Here is a 15,943-nt window from a genome sequence, read left to right as displayed (position 1 = left end):
TGCTCTTGAGAATAGCTATAAATAGTGCAAAACTCGTGGAGAATGGTAGGTATTGACGATGGGTAGTACGGCAAAGTATGCAAAAGCTCATTACTGATAACTCGTGGATTGAGCGGATTGCACGGTTTGGCTATGCGGTTAAAGGAGTGGTTTACTTCATCGTCGCTTTGCTAGCAATGCCAGTGGCGCTTGGCATTGGTGGTGAGGCGGCTGGGACGAGTGATGCTCTCCAAATAATCGTGGCGCAGCCATTGGGAAAATTTTTGCTGACGATAGTGGCTGTAGGTTTAACGAGTTATGCAGTTTGGCGTTTCGTTCAAGCGTTTGTAGATCCCGAACATCGAGGCAGTCAGGCAAACAGAGTTATCCCCCGCCTAGGCTATGCGATTAGCGGCGCGAGTTATGCAGGTTTAGCCGTGACTGCCATGCAGATTATTGCTGGTGCGGGAAGTCATAGTAGTAGTTGGAGACAAGATTGGACGGCACGCTTGCTAGCACAACCTTTCGGTCAATGGTTAGTGGGGATAGTGGGAGCGATTGTGCTAGGTATAGGTGTTTCCTTTACATATCTAGCCTTTACCAAGCGATTCCGCCAACGGCTGCAATTAACTCAAATGAGTACCGCTGGGGTAAAATGGGCGATGGGCATCGGTAGATTTGGCGTGACTGCCCGTGGCGTTGCTTTCGGTGTTATCGGTCTGCTGCTGATTCAAGCCGCCGTTCAGTCCGACCCAGATGAAGTTCAAGGGCTGGGTGGGGCGCTGCAAACGCTAGCAGAAGAACCATTCGGTCGGTTGCTTTTGGGTATTATCGCTATTGGTCTTGTCGCATATGCCATCCACTTGCTGATACTGTCACGCTATCGACGGATTAGGATTTGACGGCGATCGCATTTCTTTGCCTGCCAACTTATTCTAATATTTGGATTGACCGAGCGATCGCTGCAGCTCTACCCTCATATCTTGCTTTTAGCTCAGGTTGTAGCTTAATATCCAAGTCTTGTTCAATCTCTGCTGCAACGAAGTTGCGAATCTTTCCAGTCACTCGCACAGTCTTACCTGCATCAATACCACCAGTAGCACCAACAACTAATAACTCTTTACCACCAATTAACTCTTCGTCATCCAGCGTGAATGCATTTGGAGTAATAACTTCTGCTACTTTGCCGCTGATGGTGACGTTCTTATCAATAAATGGGGCTGGCTCCTCGGCAACTTCACCTGGTTCTGGTGTAAGGGTTAGTGCTATAGCAATAAGTACAGGCTTACCCCTAAATTCTGCTGCCAACTCCTGAGTTAATTTCAAATTAAACTGTTTCTCAATTTCCGATTTAGAAAACTGGCGAACCGTGCCTGTTACTTGGATATTACTATCATTAACTATGGGGGAACCACTGAGATTTACAACTAGTAACTCTGGGTCATTAAAGAAGCAATCGCCTTCAATAATAAATACCTTCGGACTGATGACTTCTTCAATTTCTCCGCTTACTGTTACAGTCTTACCTATGAGTTGACTGTTAGGTCGCTCGGTAATTTCGCTTATCTTTGTGCCCTTCTTGGAACCATCCGAGTTAGTCATAGAGCAGGCAGTCAAACCCACTAAAAGCAACAGCAACAAGGCAATTGCTCTATGATTCCACAAAGCTTGCATTAAATTGCGATCGCAGGCGAACTCGCACTTAGGGAGGCAATTGTGACTAAGTTTATTCATCGTTATCCAAAATTTTTTCTCAAAATTATCGCTTTATAGACTACTCGATCTACTTCTGTCTTAGGGATGAAGAAGTTTCATCCAAAGTTAGACAAGATACATCGAGCTATTTTTGATTCGGTAACTGTAGCCATGACAGAACCGCGCCCCAGCAATATCATCATTAAGGTCTTTTTGGCAATTGCACTACTCTTTGGTTTCTTCGCGCTCGGCGCAATAATCAATTACGCTTCTCAGCAATTCCAACAAAATGAAATAGAGACTGAAAAGCCTCAACAAGAGCTATTAGATCGGTGACTCCTTTTACAAAGACCAGCGATCGCAGCAGATAAACCGAGGGTAACTGATAACTGGTCACTGGTAGAGGGTCACTGTATAAAGTTGCCGCTCTCTCCACCAGTTTTCCACTATTTAGATCTATTCTGACTTCAAAGCCAGTACAACCATTGATGTTAAGAAGAAAATTCTGGAGCGAAACTATCTCCTCCCTTAGTCATTGGTCATCGGTCATTTGTGAATTGCTCATGACCGATGACAGCTCTTATACATGAGTTCAAGTTGCCATACGGTAAAAGATTGAATCAGTGAGCTAGAAATGTTGCCACAGAGAAGAAAGGCGATCGCCAAACGCAAGTTTGCCCGTAAATTAGCTTCTTGGGTACTTGTCATTATCCTATTTCTCTCGCTATCGGGGCTTCCGGCTTCGGCGCGAAACACACCAGCCGATATACAAGTTATCGATCGCCAACCAGAACAGCCAGTGAACGAACCAGAGCAATCTGTACCTGCGGCTCTGAGTGCGCCTGGATTAAATAACCCACAAGAGTTTGAAGCATTTGTAGACAACTTTTTTCAAGAAGAGATGTCGAAAACTCATGTCCCAGGTGGAGTAATTTCTGTGGTGAAAGATGGCAAACTTTTTTTTGCTAAAGGTTATGGCTATGCCAACTTAGAAAAGAAAATACCAGTTGCAGCAGATAAAACTCTATTTCGCGTTGCCTCGCTTTCCAAACTGTTTACAGCTACAGCCGCAATGCAACTATACGAGCGGGGACAGCTCGATATACATGCTGATGTTAACAAGTACCTGACGGACTTTCAAATCAAAAATCCTTTTTCTGAGCCAGTCACGGCTGCCAGAATGATGCTGCATACAGACGGTACGACAAAACGGCGGATTGGACTTGCCGCTCGTACTGCTGAGGAAATGGAGCCACTAGGAGACTATCTAGCCGACCATATGCCACCTGTTGTCTGGCAACCTGGCGAGTTATACAGTTATTCCAGTCACAGTATTGCTTTGTTGGGATATCTCGTAGAGAAAATCTCTGGTACTCCCTTCGCTGAATATATTGACAAAAACATTTTTCAACCGCTCCAGATGCGGCGGAGTACATTTCTTCAGCCACCTCCTCCACCTCTAGCTAACGATTTGGCTGTAGGTTATCAGTATCAAAGTGGCAAGTTTAAACCCGTCCCCTACTTGTATCTCAACATCGCTCCAAGTGCGTCAATGCAAGCCACTGCTACCGATATGGCTCATTTTATGATTGCCCACCTGTTGCACGGTCGCTATGAAAACTCCCGCATTTTAAAGGAAGATACAGTGCGGCTAATGCACGAGCAGCACTTCACCCACCATCCCCTATTACCTGGTACTGGCTACAGTTTTCGCGAACGGTTGGAAAACAATATCCGTACAATCGGACACTTAGGCAGTTTGCGAGGGTATTCTAGCTCTCTGACCCTACTACCCGATCGCAACATCGGTATTTTTATTGCCACCAATAGCTTTAGTGGGATAAATGGCAAGCTATTGACTCAGTTTTTCGATCGCTATTTTCCCGCTCCACAGCAAACATCACCCAAGAAACCTCTGGCTCTAAGCGCAGAGCAGCTAGAACGATTCACTGGAACTTACCGAGATTTGGAATATCCTCGCCATACCTTCGCCAAGCTCACTGCACCGTTTGAACATATTAATATCAAGCGGGGTGACAACGGGACTCTACTCGTTAGCACTCCTGGTTTGTTCTTCATTGGCAATGCTCCAAAGATCCAATTAGCTCCCATCGAACCATTGCTATTCCAACGAGTCAATGATGATGCTTTCACAGCCTTTGAGCCGGATGAAAGCGGGTGGATTAGGTATGCATTTAATCCTCTGTGGGCTAAAATTGGAGCCTACGAGCATATACCTTGGTATGAAACAAGTTGGGTGCAGCTAGGGATTTTAGGATTTTGTACAGTCCTGTTTCTATCAGCTATCTTTGTTTATCCGATTAAGCCTTTAATTCAACGTTTGCGTGGCAAACGGTTTCAAGTAAAGCAATTGCGTTGGGCTTGGAGATTAGCAGGTTTAATCGGTACTTTAAACTTAGTTTTTCTGATTGGCTTTCCTCTATCAATTTGGCTGTATGGCTTTTGGCGGCTAGTATATGGCGTGCCTGCTGTAGCGATCGCATTTCTTTGCATTCCCCTACTCACCACTTTTTTGACGCTAGGATTGTTTATCTTTACCGCTTGGGCTTGGAAAAATAATTACTGGTCTCTGGTAAAGCGATCTCATTATTCCTTAATTACCCTCGCTGCTTTGGTCTTTATTCCCTTCCTGACCTACTGGAATTTATTGGGATTTCAGTTCTAATACCTAACTAATTCAGACCGGAAAACAGGAAGTCAAGCTAACTACTTCTTCAGGCGTAATTTTGCCAGCGATCGCCATTTTCCCCGATTTTTCCACTATTTAATCTTACCGTCGATCGGTAGAGAGTAAGTAGGAGAAAATTGTGTTTAAAAAACTAAATAACGAAAGAGTGAGTTCTCGTTCGACTAAGGGCGGTTCGTTGCGGTTGTGGAGTGCTAAAGGAGCATTTGCCCTAGCCGCGATCGCGATCTCTTTACCTATAGGTTATCTCAATGCCCAAGAAGTCACGCGAACCATCAACAAAAACAATATCATTGCTCAGGCGGATAGAAGAACGCCACAAGAGCGACGCAACGTTACTTCCGAAGAGTTAGCTGATAAATTCAAAGCGTTGGTTGGTAAAAGGGTGACTGTTAGAGGTAGATTTCTGGAGAAAATTGGTAACAACACTTTTACAATTGCTGACGAAGAGTTTCTTGGTGTTGAGCCGATTTTGATCGTAAATCTTTCTGGCAATCCGCTCGATCTCCCTTCTAATGACATAGAAGTGCAAGCAACGGGCGTAGTGCGGAGTTTTTCGCTGGCTGAGATTGCCAAAAGATACAACGTGCAATTCGATCGCGCCACGTATGCCCAATACGAGAACGATCCGGTAATTATTGCCCGCTCAGTTGCCCCAGCACCAGAACCAGAGGAGATTACTAGCAACCCCAGCCCTTATTACAACAGACGGCTTGCCGTACCAGGTAACGTCCAGCGTGTCTATAGCCCTAATGCTTTTGTACTAGAGAACAATTTGCTGGTTTTGAATCCATATCCGAAACAGGCTGCTAGACCAAGAGTGACTCAAGGTGAGAGAGTAGTTGCGACTGGGGTGCTAGATCGGCTGGTTATTGCTGACATAGAACGGGAATACGGCTTTACTTTAGATGCTGGTATACGAAAACAACTGGAAGCTGACTACGCCGACAGACCTGTATTGATTGTCGATAACGTGTATCCATCGGCAGTGGACGAATAGTATAGATGGCGAGTGGGAGTAATCTCGCTCGCACCCAATCGGGTAATTTTTCCTAATTATTTTCCCCATTTATTCATCACATCTTTGACCAAAACTTCTTTGAGCCAAATTTGAACTACAATCAATAGCGGAATAGCAAGAAATAACCCTAAAAATCCGAATAAACTGGCAAAAATCACTACTGATAATATGGTAAACACAGGCATTAGATTCACCTCGTGTTTCATAATTAAGGGAACTAAAACTAAGCTTTCAAACTGCTGAATTGCAATATAAAGTAATATAACTGCCCCTGCCTTCCAAGGAGCATCAAGCAGGGCGAGCAGAGCTGGTGGAACAACGCTCAAAGTTGGTCCCACATTGGGGATAAACTCTAATAATCCGGCTAAAGCAGCATTGACTAAAGGCAGAGGGACTCCCAAAATTGTCAGCCCGATAAAAGATACTAAACCAATGACGACCATTGCTATGAGAGTACCTTTAATCCACCCAACTAAGGATGCTTCAGATTCAGACAAAATTTCGTCAATTCGTCGTCGATAAAAGTTAGGAAAAGCTAGAATGAAAACTCTTCGATATTGGGAAGGGTTCACCAATAGCATGACGGTCAGTACCAGAAACAATAAAAAGCTCAAAACAACGGTAAGCGAGTTATTTAGAATGACAAAGAAGTTACCTAATAGCTGCGTTATCCATGCTTGAAGCTGTTGGGGAATATTTTCTAATACACGGAGCTGTTCAAAAATTGCTCCTGGAATCGTCGATTGCAGCCAATTCAACCAAGCCGCTATTCTTTCTGATGTTTGGGGCAGTACACCCAGTAATTGTTGTAACTGATCGACAATACGCGGCACGATGAACGCAAAAAAGCCAATAATTAGTGCTAATAAGACTGTAATAGTAATCGCGATCGCAATCCCACGCTGAATGCGGTATCGCTGGATTCGTCGTACAACGCGATTTAAAACTGTTGCTAAGATTACAGCTGCAAACAACAGTAAAACAACTTGTCGAATTTGCCAAAGAATATAAAGAGAGATCGCCAGGGCAAATAAGCCGAGCCATTGACCTAAGCGCACAATACTGCCTCCATAGATTGCTTTTTTGAACGGTTGGCTCTCGCTGATTCCAACCTATACGAGCATCTCTTAGATCGGCGATCGCTCTTTAATGTGGAATCGCGCATACCCACGTTGAATGAAACTCGCCACCAATCATGAGGTGACGGTTTCTGACTCCCACAACAGAAAGTCATATTTACTGGTCACTGGTCACTTTTTTCTGCACCTGTTAGCGATCTTTATCCACAATTGGACGACCTTCGCTATCTATATCTAACTCTTCTCTACGCACCTGTTCTTGGGTGCTAACCATCTCCTGCTCTACTTCTTTCCTGATTCTGACTTCTTCGCGCAAGACTGCTTCTTTGCGAATATCAGGTTTCTCTTCATAGAGATCCACATGGGCAACTTCTCCTTCACGGAAAGTGGCTTCACCAGGAGAAACAGGCTTGCCAGCATTGTCAGGAGTGGTTCGCTCGACGACTACGCGCTCTTTTTCGACGGGAACTGAAACTCTTTGCGTTTCGGCTTCAACGTGTTTGCCAATCGATACTTCTCCAGCTTTTCTGCGGGTTTTGTTAGCAACTAGCCGTTCTTCATACAGTTTGAGTGTATCTTGGTTGCGATCGCCCATATTGTATAGGTCTGGTTCTTGCTCGTAGTTGTAGGTATTGCGATCGTAAGCCGCCCCAGCTACATAAGGCATGGATGCAGCAGATGTCTCTAAAGGTGTTGCCGTATCTGCGCGATCGCGATACACTCCCCGCACTTGTTCTTCATAGTCGTAATCAACCTTCAAATCGTCGCTGAACTCAGGCAGTGCTTCCGCTTGTTCTTTGGTAAAGCCGACAGCATAGACACGGCGATCGCCAGTGTCAATCCGAATCCGTCCTACTGGTAGTAAGACTTGCTTGCCAAAAATCCAAAAACCAGTGTCAACCACCAGATACCGGAAACGTCCTGATTCTTCAACGAGTATGTTTTTGACAGTACCAACTTTTTCATTGTCTAGATCGGAATAGACTTCATAACCTTTGATATCGTTTCCATCAAAAGCATCTTGGTAGTTTGTATCAAAATCTTCTAATTTGTAAAGAACCATTTGGTATTTATTTCCTAATTCAATTTGACTTAATATCAGGATAGAAGTTCGACTAAGATATCCATCTTTCTAAAGAGAGATTTGCATTTTTAAAAATTTAAATAATTTAGATGAAGATGAAAAAACAAAATTTGGATTTTCTATCATAAATAATGATAGATAGATTGCGTTTATTTGCCGAAATCAATTTGATTTATTCCAAAATTACCAGCATTATTACCATATGTCCAGTTCTTATAGCTGTAAGTACGCTATCTTCGACGCTCACCTACATGGCGTTAATTTTATTCAACAAACTGACGGCTTTCAGGCTTTGTTACGAGAAATGGACAAAGCACGAGTTGAAAAATGCGTAATTTTTGGTTTGCCAGTCTCTAAAACATGGTCGGAATGGGAAAACGAGGAGCCAAACTACTATTTGTCTGACGAAGGACGCTGCTATTATTACTCCCTCACTGATGCGATTATTGCTCAGGCTTATATGGATTTAAGCGCCGACGATAAAAAGCGGATTATTCCTTTAGTCTGTGGGTTTTCTCCTGTCGATCGCTATGCAGATGTATCGTTACGAGGACGATAATCTGGGCAGTCGATAGCTCGTCTAGTGAGAACTACAGATGGATTTACAGCACACTTGAGATGCGGATTCATGCTATAAAAATGACAGTTTATACAAGGAACTTGATGGAGACGATTCAAGAAATCGCTAGCCAGGTTTTGTTTTCTTTTACGCGAGATCTGAAAAATAATTAGCACTCCTGTTGCTATTGCCAAGTAAACAGGTAAAACAATTCCTATATATTCAACCGCATTTACTAAATCTACTTTTTCTCTATTTAGTTGTCTTCCCTCTAGTTTTTCTGCGATTATATTTGTTCCCTGCAAACTTTTTGGGTTTACAGTTTCCGAGTGAAGGTTTTTCTGAACGAGTGTCTTTTCCATCAAATCTTTGGCATTCATACAATTTGCTCCCCGATGTTAAGAAGTGTCAGGGCAGACGAGATGCCTACCCCACAAAACATTGCATACTAAGCACAAGGACAACAGGGAATTACTGCAACTGACTCAGATCCAAATTTGGTGGTAAGAGAACTTCATTTACTGCATGAATAATTCCATTGCTGGCTTGGATATTTGGTTGAATTACTCTGGCATCATTGACTGAAATTTGATTTCCATTTGGATCGATTTGAATATTTACAGGTCTATCGGCAAGCGTTTTCAATTCTCCTGCCGAGAGTTGTTTAGCAGTTTGTTGCCCTGGAACCAAGTGATACATCAAAATTTGCATCAGGACTTCACTATTTTCTGGCTGTTGCAACTTTTTCAAAATTCCTTGAGGGAGAGCTGCAAATGCCTCGTTAGTAGGAGCAAAAACTGTATACGGTCCTCGTTTTTGTAGACTTTCTGCTAGTCCTGTAGCTTTAAGTAAAGAAGTCAACGTAGAAAAAGATTGGTTTGATGTTGCTACTGCAACCAAGTTATTTGCAGCTGTCGTACCAGAAGTTTGAGGAGTTTGAGTATTTGGGGTGGTTTGACTCACATTACTATTGCGACCCACAATATATTGAGTTGCTGCCACATTACTAGCTAGAGGTTGCACCTGTCCAAGCCGTACCAAAGCTTGATACAAGTGAGCTGCGGCTTCTGCCCGTGTCAGAGGTTGTTGGGGATTGAGTTGTCTAATATTGGGATAGTTGACAACCAAGTTAGCTTGGGTTGCGGCGGCGACTTCACCTGTAGCATAAGCTGGAACTGCTTCAGCATCTAAATAAGAAGTACTGATAACATTTTGGAGAGAACGGTCGGCTTTCAAATTCAAGCCATCTGCTAAAGCAATTATCGCCTGTAACTTAGTAATGTCTTCTGCTGGCTGAAAAGCTCCTCCAGGTACGCCTCCCATAAACCCTGTTTCGTATGCTGACTCAATCGCAGCAGCTGCCCAGTAGTCAGGTGGGACATCTTTAAATCCAGGTTCAGCTAACTGCCGCACGCGATTTTGATTAAAAGCTTTTTGAATCATGGCAGCAAATTCAGCCCGCTGCACGGGTTGTTCTGGTCTGAAAGTGCCGTTGGGAAAACCAGTAATGATGTTTCTAGCTGCTAGGGCTTGAATAAATGGTTGCGCCCAGTAGTCAGCCCCAACATCAGAAAAGTTAGTCGTTGCGCTTTGAGTGGGGGATGGAGAAGCAGGAGTTGCAGAATCTTGTGCGAAGGCAGATTGAGAAATTGCGATTGGACTAACGACACCAACTGACACTCCGAAAGCTAGCAAGGCGGCACTTAAAGCAGACGAGCGACGAAATAAACTCTTCATGGAATCCTTTTTTGCGGTATTTTAGTTAAATTTGGATTATGTTTGATAAATTTAAAATCAACTTAAATAATCCACGAGCGACCTAGATCGCATCAACTGTTGAATCAGTTGAATCAAGTGTTGAAATAGCTATCTTCTTGAGGTTAAGTTGTAATAGTGGAAAACTGGTGGAGAAATTGAAGTTGTCTTTAACTGCTACTACGTAACTTACCGAGCGGCACAAACTTTATCGAGCTTGAAACAAAAACAAGTATCAAAAGTTATATACTGTTATCTATCTAGCGTTAGGTTTGTCTCGCTTTAGATATCGATTGATAAAATTAAATGAATATCTCACACCGAATCGTATTTATTTGCAATTAACTTCTAGGCGATCGCAGTGAACGTTTCCATGTAGAGACATTACATGTAACGTCTCTACATGGGCAATCGATTTCACAATTTATCTAGGATTGCTATAGCAATGAAAAGTTTTGTGAGTGAAGAAGAGATGCGTTAGTTAAGAAATAATCGATCCAAGTTTGCTTTATCGGGAGCTTGCTTTATTTGCTCCTTTAACTCTTCTAAGAGTTGACACAGACGCAGACAATAAGTAAAGAGATCGCCGTTTTTATCTTCTAATAAAGACTCGATCTCTTGAGCTAATTGCGAAGCTTGAGCAAAACCAAAACTACCTAAAGCACCTGCAAGTTTGTGAGCTTCTCGCACAGCCTGTTTTTGTATTCCATTGTCGAGCGTACCGCGACATAAAGCTTCCACCGCTTGTTCTAACACTGCAAGGCGATCGCCAATTCCTGCTGTAAAAACTTCCCTAAACTTAACGACTACCGATAGAATTTCTTGTTGCATCTCATCCAAATCCGACGCAGTTGATTCTGGATGAGATGTTTCCGACTCTAGAGGTTTGAGGCGATATCCCAGACCGTAAACTGTTTCAATCAAATCGCTGGGCGCACCTGCGGTTTTAAGTTTGTGGCGCAAGCTTTTGATGTAAGACTTGATTGTATTTTCTTGCGGTGGGTCTTCTAAATTCCACAGGCGATCGACGATCGCGCTGCGGCTAAACGTGCGCCGAGGGCTGCGGAGAAACAACTCTAACAGCGCGTATTCTCTAGGGGTTAAATGTAAAATTTGCTGCCCGTATGTCGCCTCGCAACTACTTGGATCGAGCCGCAGATCGCCCCATTCTAATACTGGTGGTAAAGCGGTACTACCTCGACGCAATAAAGCGCGAACGCGAGCAATTAATTCGGGAAAATCAAACGGTTTGACGACGTAATCATCCGCACCAGCATCTAAACCCACAACTTTATCAGAGCTGGTATCTTTTGCCGTCAGCATTAAAATCGGTATGCGATCGCCTTTTTGCCTCAGTTGCCGACATAAACTCATACCATCTAATTTGGGCAACATCACATCAAGCAAAATTAAATCGTAACTGAATGCTGTGGCTAGTTCCCAACCCTCTTGACCGTCAGCAGCAATATCGACAAGACAACGCTGCTGTTGTGATAGCGTTGCTGCAACAGCTTGAGCTATGGAATTATCGTCCTCAACCACCAGAATTTTCATTGGCGATCGCCTACCTCTAGATAAATTGTTCGTGATAACAGTAGACTCTCTAACTCCACTAAAGACTTTTTTAGCTGCATCAAACATCTATCAAAAGTAACGCCAGCTCATTTATAGATGTATGCGATAACACTCAAAAACGCAGATAAAGCATAGAAACACTCTAGCTCAGAGTTTTCCAGCCATTTTAGCCAAGCTCGTAACCACAGCCACTAACTCAGCCGCCCTAATTGGTTTAGCGACGTGAAGCTGAAAACCTTCTGCTAGAGCCTTGGTGTAATCTTCTTGCCTGGCATATCCTGTCAAAGCTACGGCGGGAATAGTTCCGCCCATTTGGGGTTCCAATTCTCTAATTTTCCGGATCAGCGTGTAGCCATCTTCCCCTGGCATTCCAATATCGCTGATGAGTACGTCTGGTCTGTGTTGTTCTATTACCTCTAGTGCCTTGCCCACTGAAGCAACAGCAATGACTTCTGCGCCTGACTCTTCCAGTACGACTATAATCCACTGTCGCGCATCAGCTTCATCATCCACAACCAATACTCGCAAGCCACGTAGGGAAGGGGCTGGGGGTTGGAGGCTAGGGGCTGAAGGATTTTCTTCTCCTGTTTCCCCTGCTCTAGATACTCTTTCTGAAACGGGGAGTTCGATTGTAAATGTAGTCCCTTGTCCTCTGCCTGAACTATCGACTCGAATTGTGCCATTGTGGAGTTCTACTAGGTGGCGGGCGATCGCCAAACCCAAGCCCAAGCCTTTATTCGATCTCGCACTAGTACTATCTGCCTGACGAAAGCGATCGAAAACATATGGTAGAAAGTCGCGATCGATTCCTATACCTGTGTCGATGACTTGGATTTGAGCAAAGTTGGTAATTGGTAATTGGTAGTTGGTAGTTGGTAGTTGGTCTTGGGCAAGATTTTTGACATTTAACCCTTCACTTCGTTCGAGGGCAAGCTTTTGACCCTTCACTTCGTTCGAGGGCAAGCTTTTGACTTTTTCTAGCTGCACCTCAACTCTTCCGCCTTCAGGAGTAAATTTAATTGCATTGGAAAGTAGATTCCACACTACTTGTTGCAAGCGTTCTGAGTCACCCCAGATAAGTAGTGCGTGGTGCGTGGTAGGTGGTGCGTGACTAATCTCTCCCTCAGCTTCCTCAGCTCCCTCAGCTCCCTCAGCTCTCTTCCCCGACTCCCGCACAAATTCCAGCGCGATCGCTTTCTCATTCGCGGCTGGCTGCACGACTTCAATTGCTGCGGTGATGACTTTAGCAAGATCGACTCTAGCAAAATTGAGCGAAATATCTCCTCTGACAATGCGGGAAATATCGAGCAGGTCTTCAATCAGTTGCATTTGCAAGTTAGCATTGCGCTCGATTGTTTCCACTGCTAAAGCCGCTCGATTATCATCTAGCATACCCGACCGCAACATCCCAGCCCAACCCACGATCGCTGTCATCGGGGTACGTAGTTCGTGGGACACCACAGCCAAAAAATCATCCTTGGCGCGATTGGCTGCTTCTGCCTCGGCGCGGGCAGCTTGTTCGCGTACTAGTAATTCCTCCCGTTCTTCTTCAGCTAGCTTGCGCTGGGTAATGTCTTGCATAATTTTGGCAAATCCCCGCAGATTTCCCTTCTCATCTCGCAAGACGGTGATGATGCAATGAGTCCAAATGTACGTCCCATCCTTGCGAATGTGCCAGCGATTCTCTCTAGAAAAGCCTTCAGCGATCGCCATTTGCAGCACTTGTGCGGGTAAGCCTTGCTGTATTGCCTCTGATGTAAAAATCCGTGCAAAAGGTTGACCGATAATTTCTGCCTCAGAGTAGCCTAGCATCCGCTCCGAACCGACATTCCAACTTGCAAAGATTCCGTTTGGGTCTAGCATGAAAATGGCATATTCGGTGACTCCTTCTACTAATATGCGGTAGCGTTCTTCACTGCGGCGGAGATTTTCTTGACTTTGACGTAAAAACTCATAATTTTGCTGAGCTTCTCGCGCATTACGTTCGGCTCGGTGCTGAGTCGAGCGCAGCCTGGAGTTGAGAAAGCTAATGAATCCTGCTACTAGTCCAAATTGAATCAGCCCGACAATTCCATCTCGACCAGGTAACGACGAATAAAGTGGGGGGACAAAGAAGTGGTTGCATAGTACGGCAGCTAAAACAGTCGCCAGCAATCCTGGTCCAATACCACCATACCAAGAACTTACCATTACCGCAGCTAGGAATAGCGGATAAAGGTGAGGTTGGATCAACCCCCATACTAGTTGTGTTAAGAGAAAAGCAATGGCGACGGCAACAACAGCAACACCGTAGCCCTTAAGGTGACGGATCGAACTGAGCATATTCTGCGGTTTGGGCTAGCTTTTCTATGTTGACGCAACAGGTTGATTCATGACAGGTAATTTCTTTTTCATCTTTATCTGCCCGACTTTTCCACTTTTGCGCTTTAGCTTAGGAATCGTAAGGTTCGTAAGACCTACGCCTTTTCTGAAGTTCGACAGTTGTATAGGTAGTATATCTCACACACACTCCTGCTCATTGCAGGCACTAACTTTAGAGTCAGCAGCACTTACTGTCTGTATGACTCTAAATCAACAACCCAGCAACATTCATCAAGGTGGCGATCGCTATCCTTTGAATAATTGCTTTTGTGTTGGTGCATCTGACTGGTTCGCACTGCCTGTACTTCTGTCGTGCCAGATGAGGCAAATTCAACCTCTATCTAGCGGCAGATGTTTTCAGGCGATCGCCCAATTCATATTTTCCGCCTCACTCCAGCACTAGCCTTGCGTTGGAGTAGTTTGAGTATCATCTTGTTTGTCGTCACGGCAGCAGCTATCAGTACCTTTTACCAAGTTATTCACGGATACAAGCGATCGTGGATTTTTGATGCCGCAGTCTATTCTGAACAAGCATGGCAAATTATGTTGTTTTTAGTTTATTTTGTAGCAATTCCTCTCGGTACGTTTATTCTCCACGAACTTATACACGGTTTGGCTTTCATTGCCTTTGGCGGTAAACCGCGATCTGGAGTAGGAATCGAATATTTTCTTCCCTACGCTTACACGACTGCACCGAGAAGGCGTTTTTCCCGCAACGCTTTTTTAGTGATTTCGCTAACTCCTTTATTTATCGTTAACGCAGCGGCTATACTTCTACTAGCCGTTTTACCTCAAGCACCTTGGTTAGGCTGGATAGCCATTCTCAATACTGCTGGCGCGAGTGGCGATATTTGGATTGCAACGCTACTGCTGCGCTGTCCGCGATCGGTTACAGTGGAAGACCGTAAGACAGGAGTAGCAATTTATGCGCCTGCTGATGTCGATACACGTTCCTTGCCTTTTCGACAACGCGACAAGTTTAAATCTACATTCCGAAAATGGCTAGATTTGACCGTTTTAGTGCTTGGATTAATCGTTTTCGTAAGTTTTCTCTTGCCTATCTTATTCGATCTTTTGAACGTGCCTTCATTTATGGTTGGCACGGATTCGTTACAGTTTTTGAATTGGGAGAATAGTGCGAAAGGATTTGGGATCTCGTTTAACCCGTGGTTATGGATAGCGATCGCTACCGTACTGAGTTTAGTCGGAGTGTTGTTTAAATCAATGGGCGATCGCTAAAGCTCATACAACCATTCTGTTCAAACGTTTTAACTCTCCACCACTTTTCCACTTTTGGTCCTTAATATTATAGGGAGTAGGGAGTAGGGAAGAAAAAATGCGCTAAAAGGGTTTGAAGCTTAACTTCAATAATGATAGTTATGTCGAGAGTCGGAGTCCGAGACATGACATAATAAATCGATATTTCAATTTTTGTATTATTCTATTTCAATAAATCAAAACTTTTTCAGGCAAAAATAGCCAGCAACAACATTAACGCAACGCTTAATCAAGTCGCAGGATGCTTGAAATTGAGAAGGAGAAGAAAATAGTGACAAGCAAACGAATTTTAGTTATTGATGACGAAGACGATATTCTAAAATTAGTTCAAACCTGCTTAGAAATTATGGGGGGATGGCAGGTAATAACCGCTCATTCAGGTCGGGAAGGCTTAAACTTAGCTCAAGATAACCAACCAGATGCAATTCTCTTGGATGTCATGATGCCAGATGAAGATGGCTTATCTACTTTAAAAAAACTGCAATCTAATACAATAACTAGCAACATTCCTGTTATTTTACTAACGGCTAGAGGGCGCTTTGTCGAGCAGAAATTTACTCAATTAGGTGTTAGAGGTGTACTCAACAAACCGTTTAATCCTCTAAAGCTTGCCGAACAAGTGGAAGCGGCTTTGACTTAAAATAAAAACATTGAGTGCGAACCTAACCAAATCTATAAATAGCAATAGCGATCTAAAAAATTAGAAATATATTATTTGTTGTTTGTTGAGATTTTGAATTCGATCGACATCACACTTACATGTTTAATATCACGAGAACGATCGTCATTTATCGTAATATAATTTACATATTAAATCAGTTCCATATCCTTCTAGAGGATGAGAAGAAAA

The 15,943-nt window shown here is 43.7% G+C and carries 15 protein-coding genes; 7 read left to right on the top strand and 8 right to left on the bottom strand.

Features of this window, described 5'->3' with window-relative positions; genetic code table 11:
- Positions 1–77 precede the first annotated feature (77 nt).
- Positions 78–881, top strand: a complete 804-nt coding sequence (locus M5J74_RS19010; RefSeq protein ID WP_250012754.1) for a DUF1206 domain-containing protein — start codon at positions 78–80, stop codon at positions 879–881.
- A 28-nt stretch (positions 882–909) separates the two neighbouring features.
- On the opposite strand, the gene M5J74_RS19005 is transcribed toward M5J74_RS19010, so the two are convergent.
- Both M5J74_RS19005 and M5J74_RS19000 read right to left on the bottom strand, forming a co-directional pair.
- Positions 910–1,713, bottom strand: a complete 804-nt coding sequence (locus M5J74_RS19005) for a hypothetical protein (RefSeq protein WP_250012753.1) — start codon at positions 1,711–1,713, stop codon at positions 910–912.
- 220 nt (positions 1,714–1,933) lie between these two features.
- Positions 1,934–2,071 (bottom strand): hypothetical protein, encoded by a 138-nt coding sequence (locus tag M5J74_RS19000; protein WP_181246384.1) that lies wholly within the window; start codon positions 2,069–2,071, stop codon positions 1,934–1,936.
- Positions 2,072–2,308: 237 nt separating this feature from the next.
- On the opposite strand from M5J74_RS19000, the gene M5J74_RS18995 reads away from it, so the two are divergent.
- Together M5J74_RS18995 and M5J74_RS18990 are read left to right on the top strand one after the other, a co-directional pair.
- Positions 2,309–4,360 (top strand): serine hydrolase, encoded by a 2,052-nt coding sequence (locus M5J74_RS18995; protein ID WP_250012752.1) that lies wholly within the window; start codon positions 2,309–2,311, stop codon positions 4,358–4,360.
- A gap of 142 nt (positions 4,361–4,502) precedes the next feature.
- Complete coding sequence (locus tag M5J74_RS18990) at positions 4,503–5,381, top strand: hypothetical protein (RefSeq protein WP_106168088.1); 879 nt, start codon at positions 4,503–4,505, stop codon at positions 5,379–5,381.
- Positions 5,382–5,437: 56 nt separating this feature from the next.
- Here M5J74_RS18990 and M5J74_RS18985 read toward each other — a convergent pair whose 3' ends face one another.
- Both M5J74_RS18985 and M5J74_RS18980 read right to left on the bottom strand, forming a co-directional pair.
- Positions 5,438–6,460, bottom strand: coding sequence for an AI-2E family transporter (locus M5J74_RS18985; protein WP_106217965.1), 1,023 nt, complete (start codon positions 6,458–6,460; stop codon positions 5,438–5,440).
- A 211-nt stretch (positions 6,461–6,671) separates the two neighbouring features.
- A complete protein-coding gene (locus M5J74_RS18980) occupies positions 6,672–7,544 on the bottom strand; it encodes a DUF2382 domain-containing protein (protein WP_106217966.1) in 873 nt (290 codons plus the stop codon).
- 223 nt (positions 7,545–7,767) lie between these two features.
- Here M5J74_RS18980 and M5J74_RS18975 point away from each other — a divergent pair, with 223 nt between their 5' ends.
- Positions 7,768–8,124, top strand: a complete 357-nt coding sequence (locus tag M5J74_RS18975; protein WP_015155795.1) for a hypothetical protein — start codon at positions 7,768–7,770, stop codon at positions 8,122–8,124.
- On the opposite strand, the gene M5J74_RS18970 is transcribed toward M5J74_RS18975, so the two are convergent.
- From M5J74_RS18970 to M5J74_RS18955, 4 genes are all read right to left on the bottom strand, one after another.
- Positions 8,094–8,504: a hypothetical protein gene (locus tag M5J74_RS18970; RefSeq protein ID WP_250012751.1), complete on the bottom strand. Its 411-nt coding sequence runs from the start codon at positions 8,502–8,504 to the stop codon at positions 8,094–8,096. The genes M5J74_RS18975 and M5J74_RS18970 overlap by 31 nt on opposite strands.
- 91 nt (positions 8,505–8,595) lie before the next feature.
- Positions 8,596–9,861 (bottom strand): fasciclin domain-containing protein, encoded by a 1,266-nt coding sequence (locus tag M5J74_RS18965; RefSeq protein ID WP_250012750.1) that lies wholly within the window; start codon positions 9,859–9,861, stop codon positions 8,596–8,598.
- A 495-nt stretch (positions 9,862–10,356) separates the two neighbouring features.
- Positions 10,357–11,520, bottom strand: coding sequence for a response regulator (locus M5J74_RS18960; protein WP_250012749.1), 1,164 nt, complete (start codon positions 11,518–11,520; stop codon positions 10,357–10,359).
- Between the two features lie 81 nt (positions 11,521–11,601).
- A complete protein-coding gene (locus M5J74_RS18955; RefSeq protein WP_250012748.1) occupies positions 11,602–13,776 on the bottom strand; it encodes an ATP-binding protein in 2,175 nt (724 codons plus the stop codon).
- 238 nt (positions 13,777–14,014) lie between these two features.
- Here M5J74_RS18955 and M5J74_RS18950 point away from each other — a divergent pair, with 238 nt between their 5' ends.
- The 3 genes from M5J74_RS18950 to M5J74_RS18940 all read left to right on the top strand — a co-directional run bounded on the left by M5J74_RS18950 (position 14,015) and on the right by M5J74_RS18940 (position 15,733).
- On the top strand, positions 14,015–14,218 hold the full coding sequence (locus M5J74_RS18950) for a hypothetical protein (protein ID WP_181824198.1): 204 nt from the start codon (positions 14,015–14,017) through the stop codon (positions 14,216–14,218).
- Positions 14,167–15,054 carry a DUF3267 domain-containing protein gene (locus M5J74_RS18945; protein ID WP_015155801.1) on the top strand — a complete coding sequence of 296 codons (888 nt, stop codon included), beginning with the start codon at positions 14,167–14,169 and terminating at the stop codon, positions 15,052–15,054. The genes M5J74_RS18950 and M5J74_RS18945 overlap by 52 nt, the downstream gene beginning before the upstream one ends.
- A gap of 310 nt (positions 15,055–15,364) precedes the next feature.
- Complete coding sequence (locus tag M5J74_RS18940) at positions 15,365–15,733, top strand: response regulator (RefSeq protein ID WP_015155802.1); 369 nt, start codon at positions 15,365–15,367, stop codon at positions 15,731–15,733.
- The last annotated feature ends 210 nt before the right edge of the window (positions 15,734–15,943 follow it).

This window comes from Chroococcidiopsis sp. CCNUC1 (assembly GCF_023546805.1).
Classification (GTDB): domain Bacteria; phylum Cyanobacteriota; class Cyanobacteriia; order Cyanobacteriales; family Chroococcidiopsidaceae; genus Chroococcidiopsis; species Chroococcidiopsis thermalis.
Note: the sequence above shows the minus strand (reverse complement) of the source record. Positions and strands in the feature narration are given on the sequence as shown.

Bases quoted from the DNA above. Each gene is read 5' to 3' on its own strand.
- M5J74_RS19010 (WP_250012754.1), top strand. From the start codon at position 78: ATGCAAAAGCTCATTACTGATAACTCGTGGATTGAGCGGATTGCACGG.
- M5J74_RS19005 (WP_250012753.1), bottom strand. From the start codon at position 1,713: ATGAATAAACTTAGTCACAATTGCCTCCCTAAGTGCGAGTTCGCCTGC.
- M5J74_RS18995 (WP_250012752.1), top strand. From the start codon at position 2,309: ATGTTGCCACAGAGAAGAAAGGCGATCGCCAAACGCAAGTTTGCCCGT.
- M5J74_RS18980 (WP_106217966.1), bottom strand. From the start codon at position 7,544: ATGGTTCTTTACAAATTAGAAGATTTTGATACAAACTACCAAGATGCT.
- M5J74_RS18975 (WP_015155795.1), top strand. From the start codon at position 7,768: ATGTCCAGTTCTTATAGCTGTAAGTACGCTATCTTCGACGCTCACCTA.
- M5J74_RS18970 (WP_250012751.1), bottom strand. From the start codon at position 8,504: ATGAATGCCAAAGATTTGATGGAAAAGACACTCGTTCAGAAAAACCTT.
- M5J74_RS18965 (WP_250012750.1), bottom strand. From the start codon at position 9,861: ATGAAGAGTTTATTTCGTCGCTCGTCTGCTTTAAGTGCCGCCTTGCTA.
- M5J74_RS18960 (WP_250012749.1), bottom strand. From the start codon at position 11,520: ATGTTTGATGCAGCTAAAAAAGTCTTTAGTGGAGTTAGAGAGTCTACT.
- M5J74_RS18955 (WP_250012748.1), bottom strand. From the start codon at position 13,776: ATGCTCAGTTCGATCCGTCACCTTAAGGGCTACGGTGTTGCTGTTGTT.
- M5J74_RS18950 (WP_181824198.1), top strand. From the start codon at position 14,015: ATGACTCTAAATCAACAACCCAGCAACATTCATCAAGGTGGCGATCGC.
- M5J74_RS18945 (WP_015155801.1), top strand. From the start codon at position 14,167: ATGTTTTCAGGCGATCGCCCAATTCATATTTTCCGCCTCACTCCAGCA.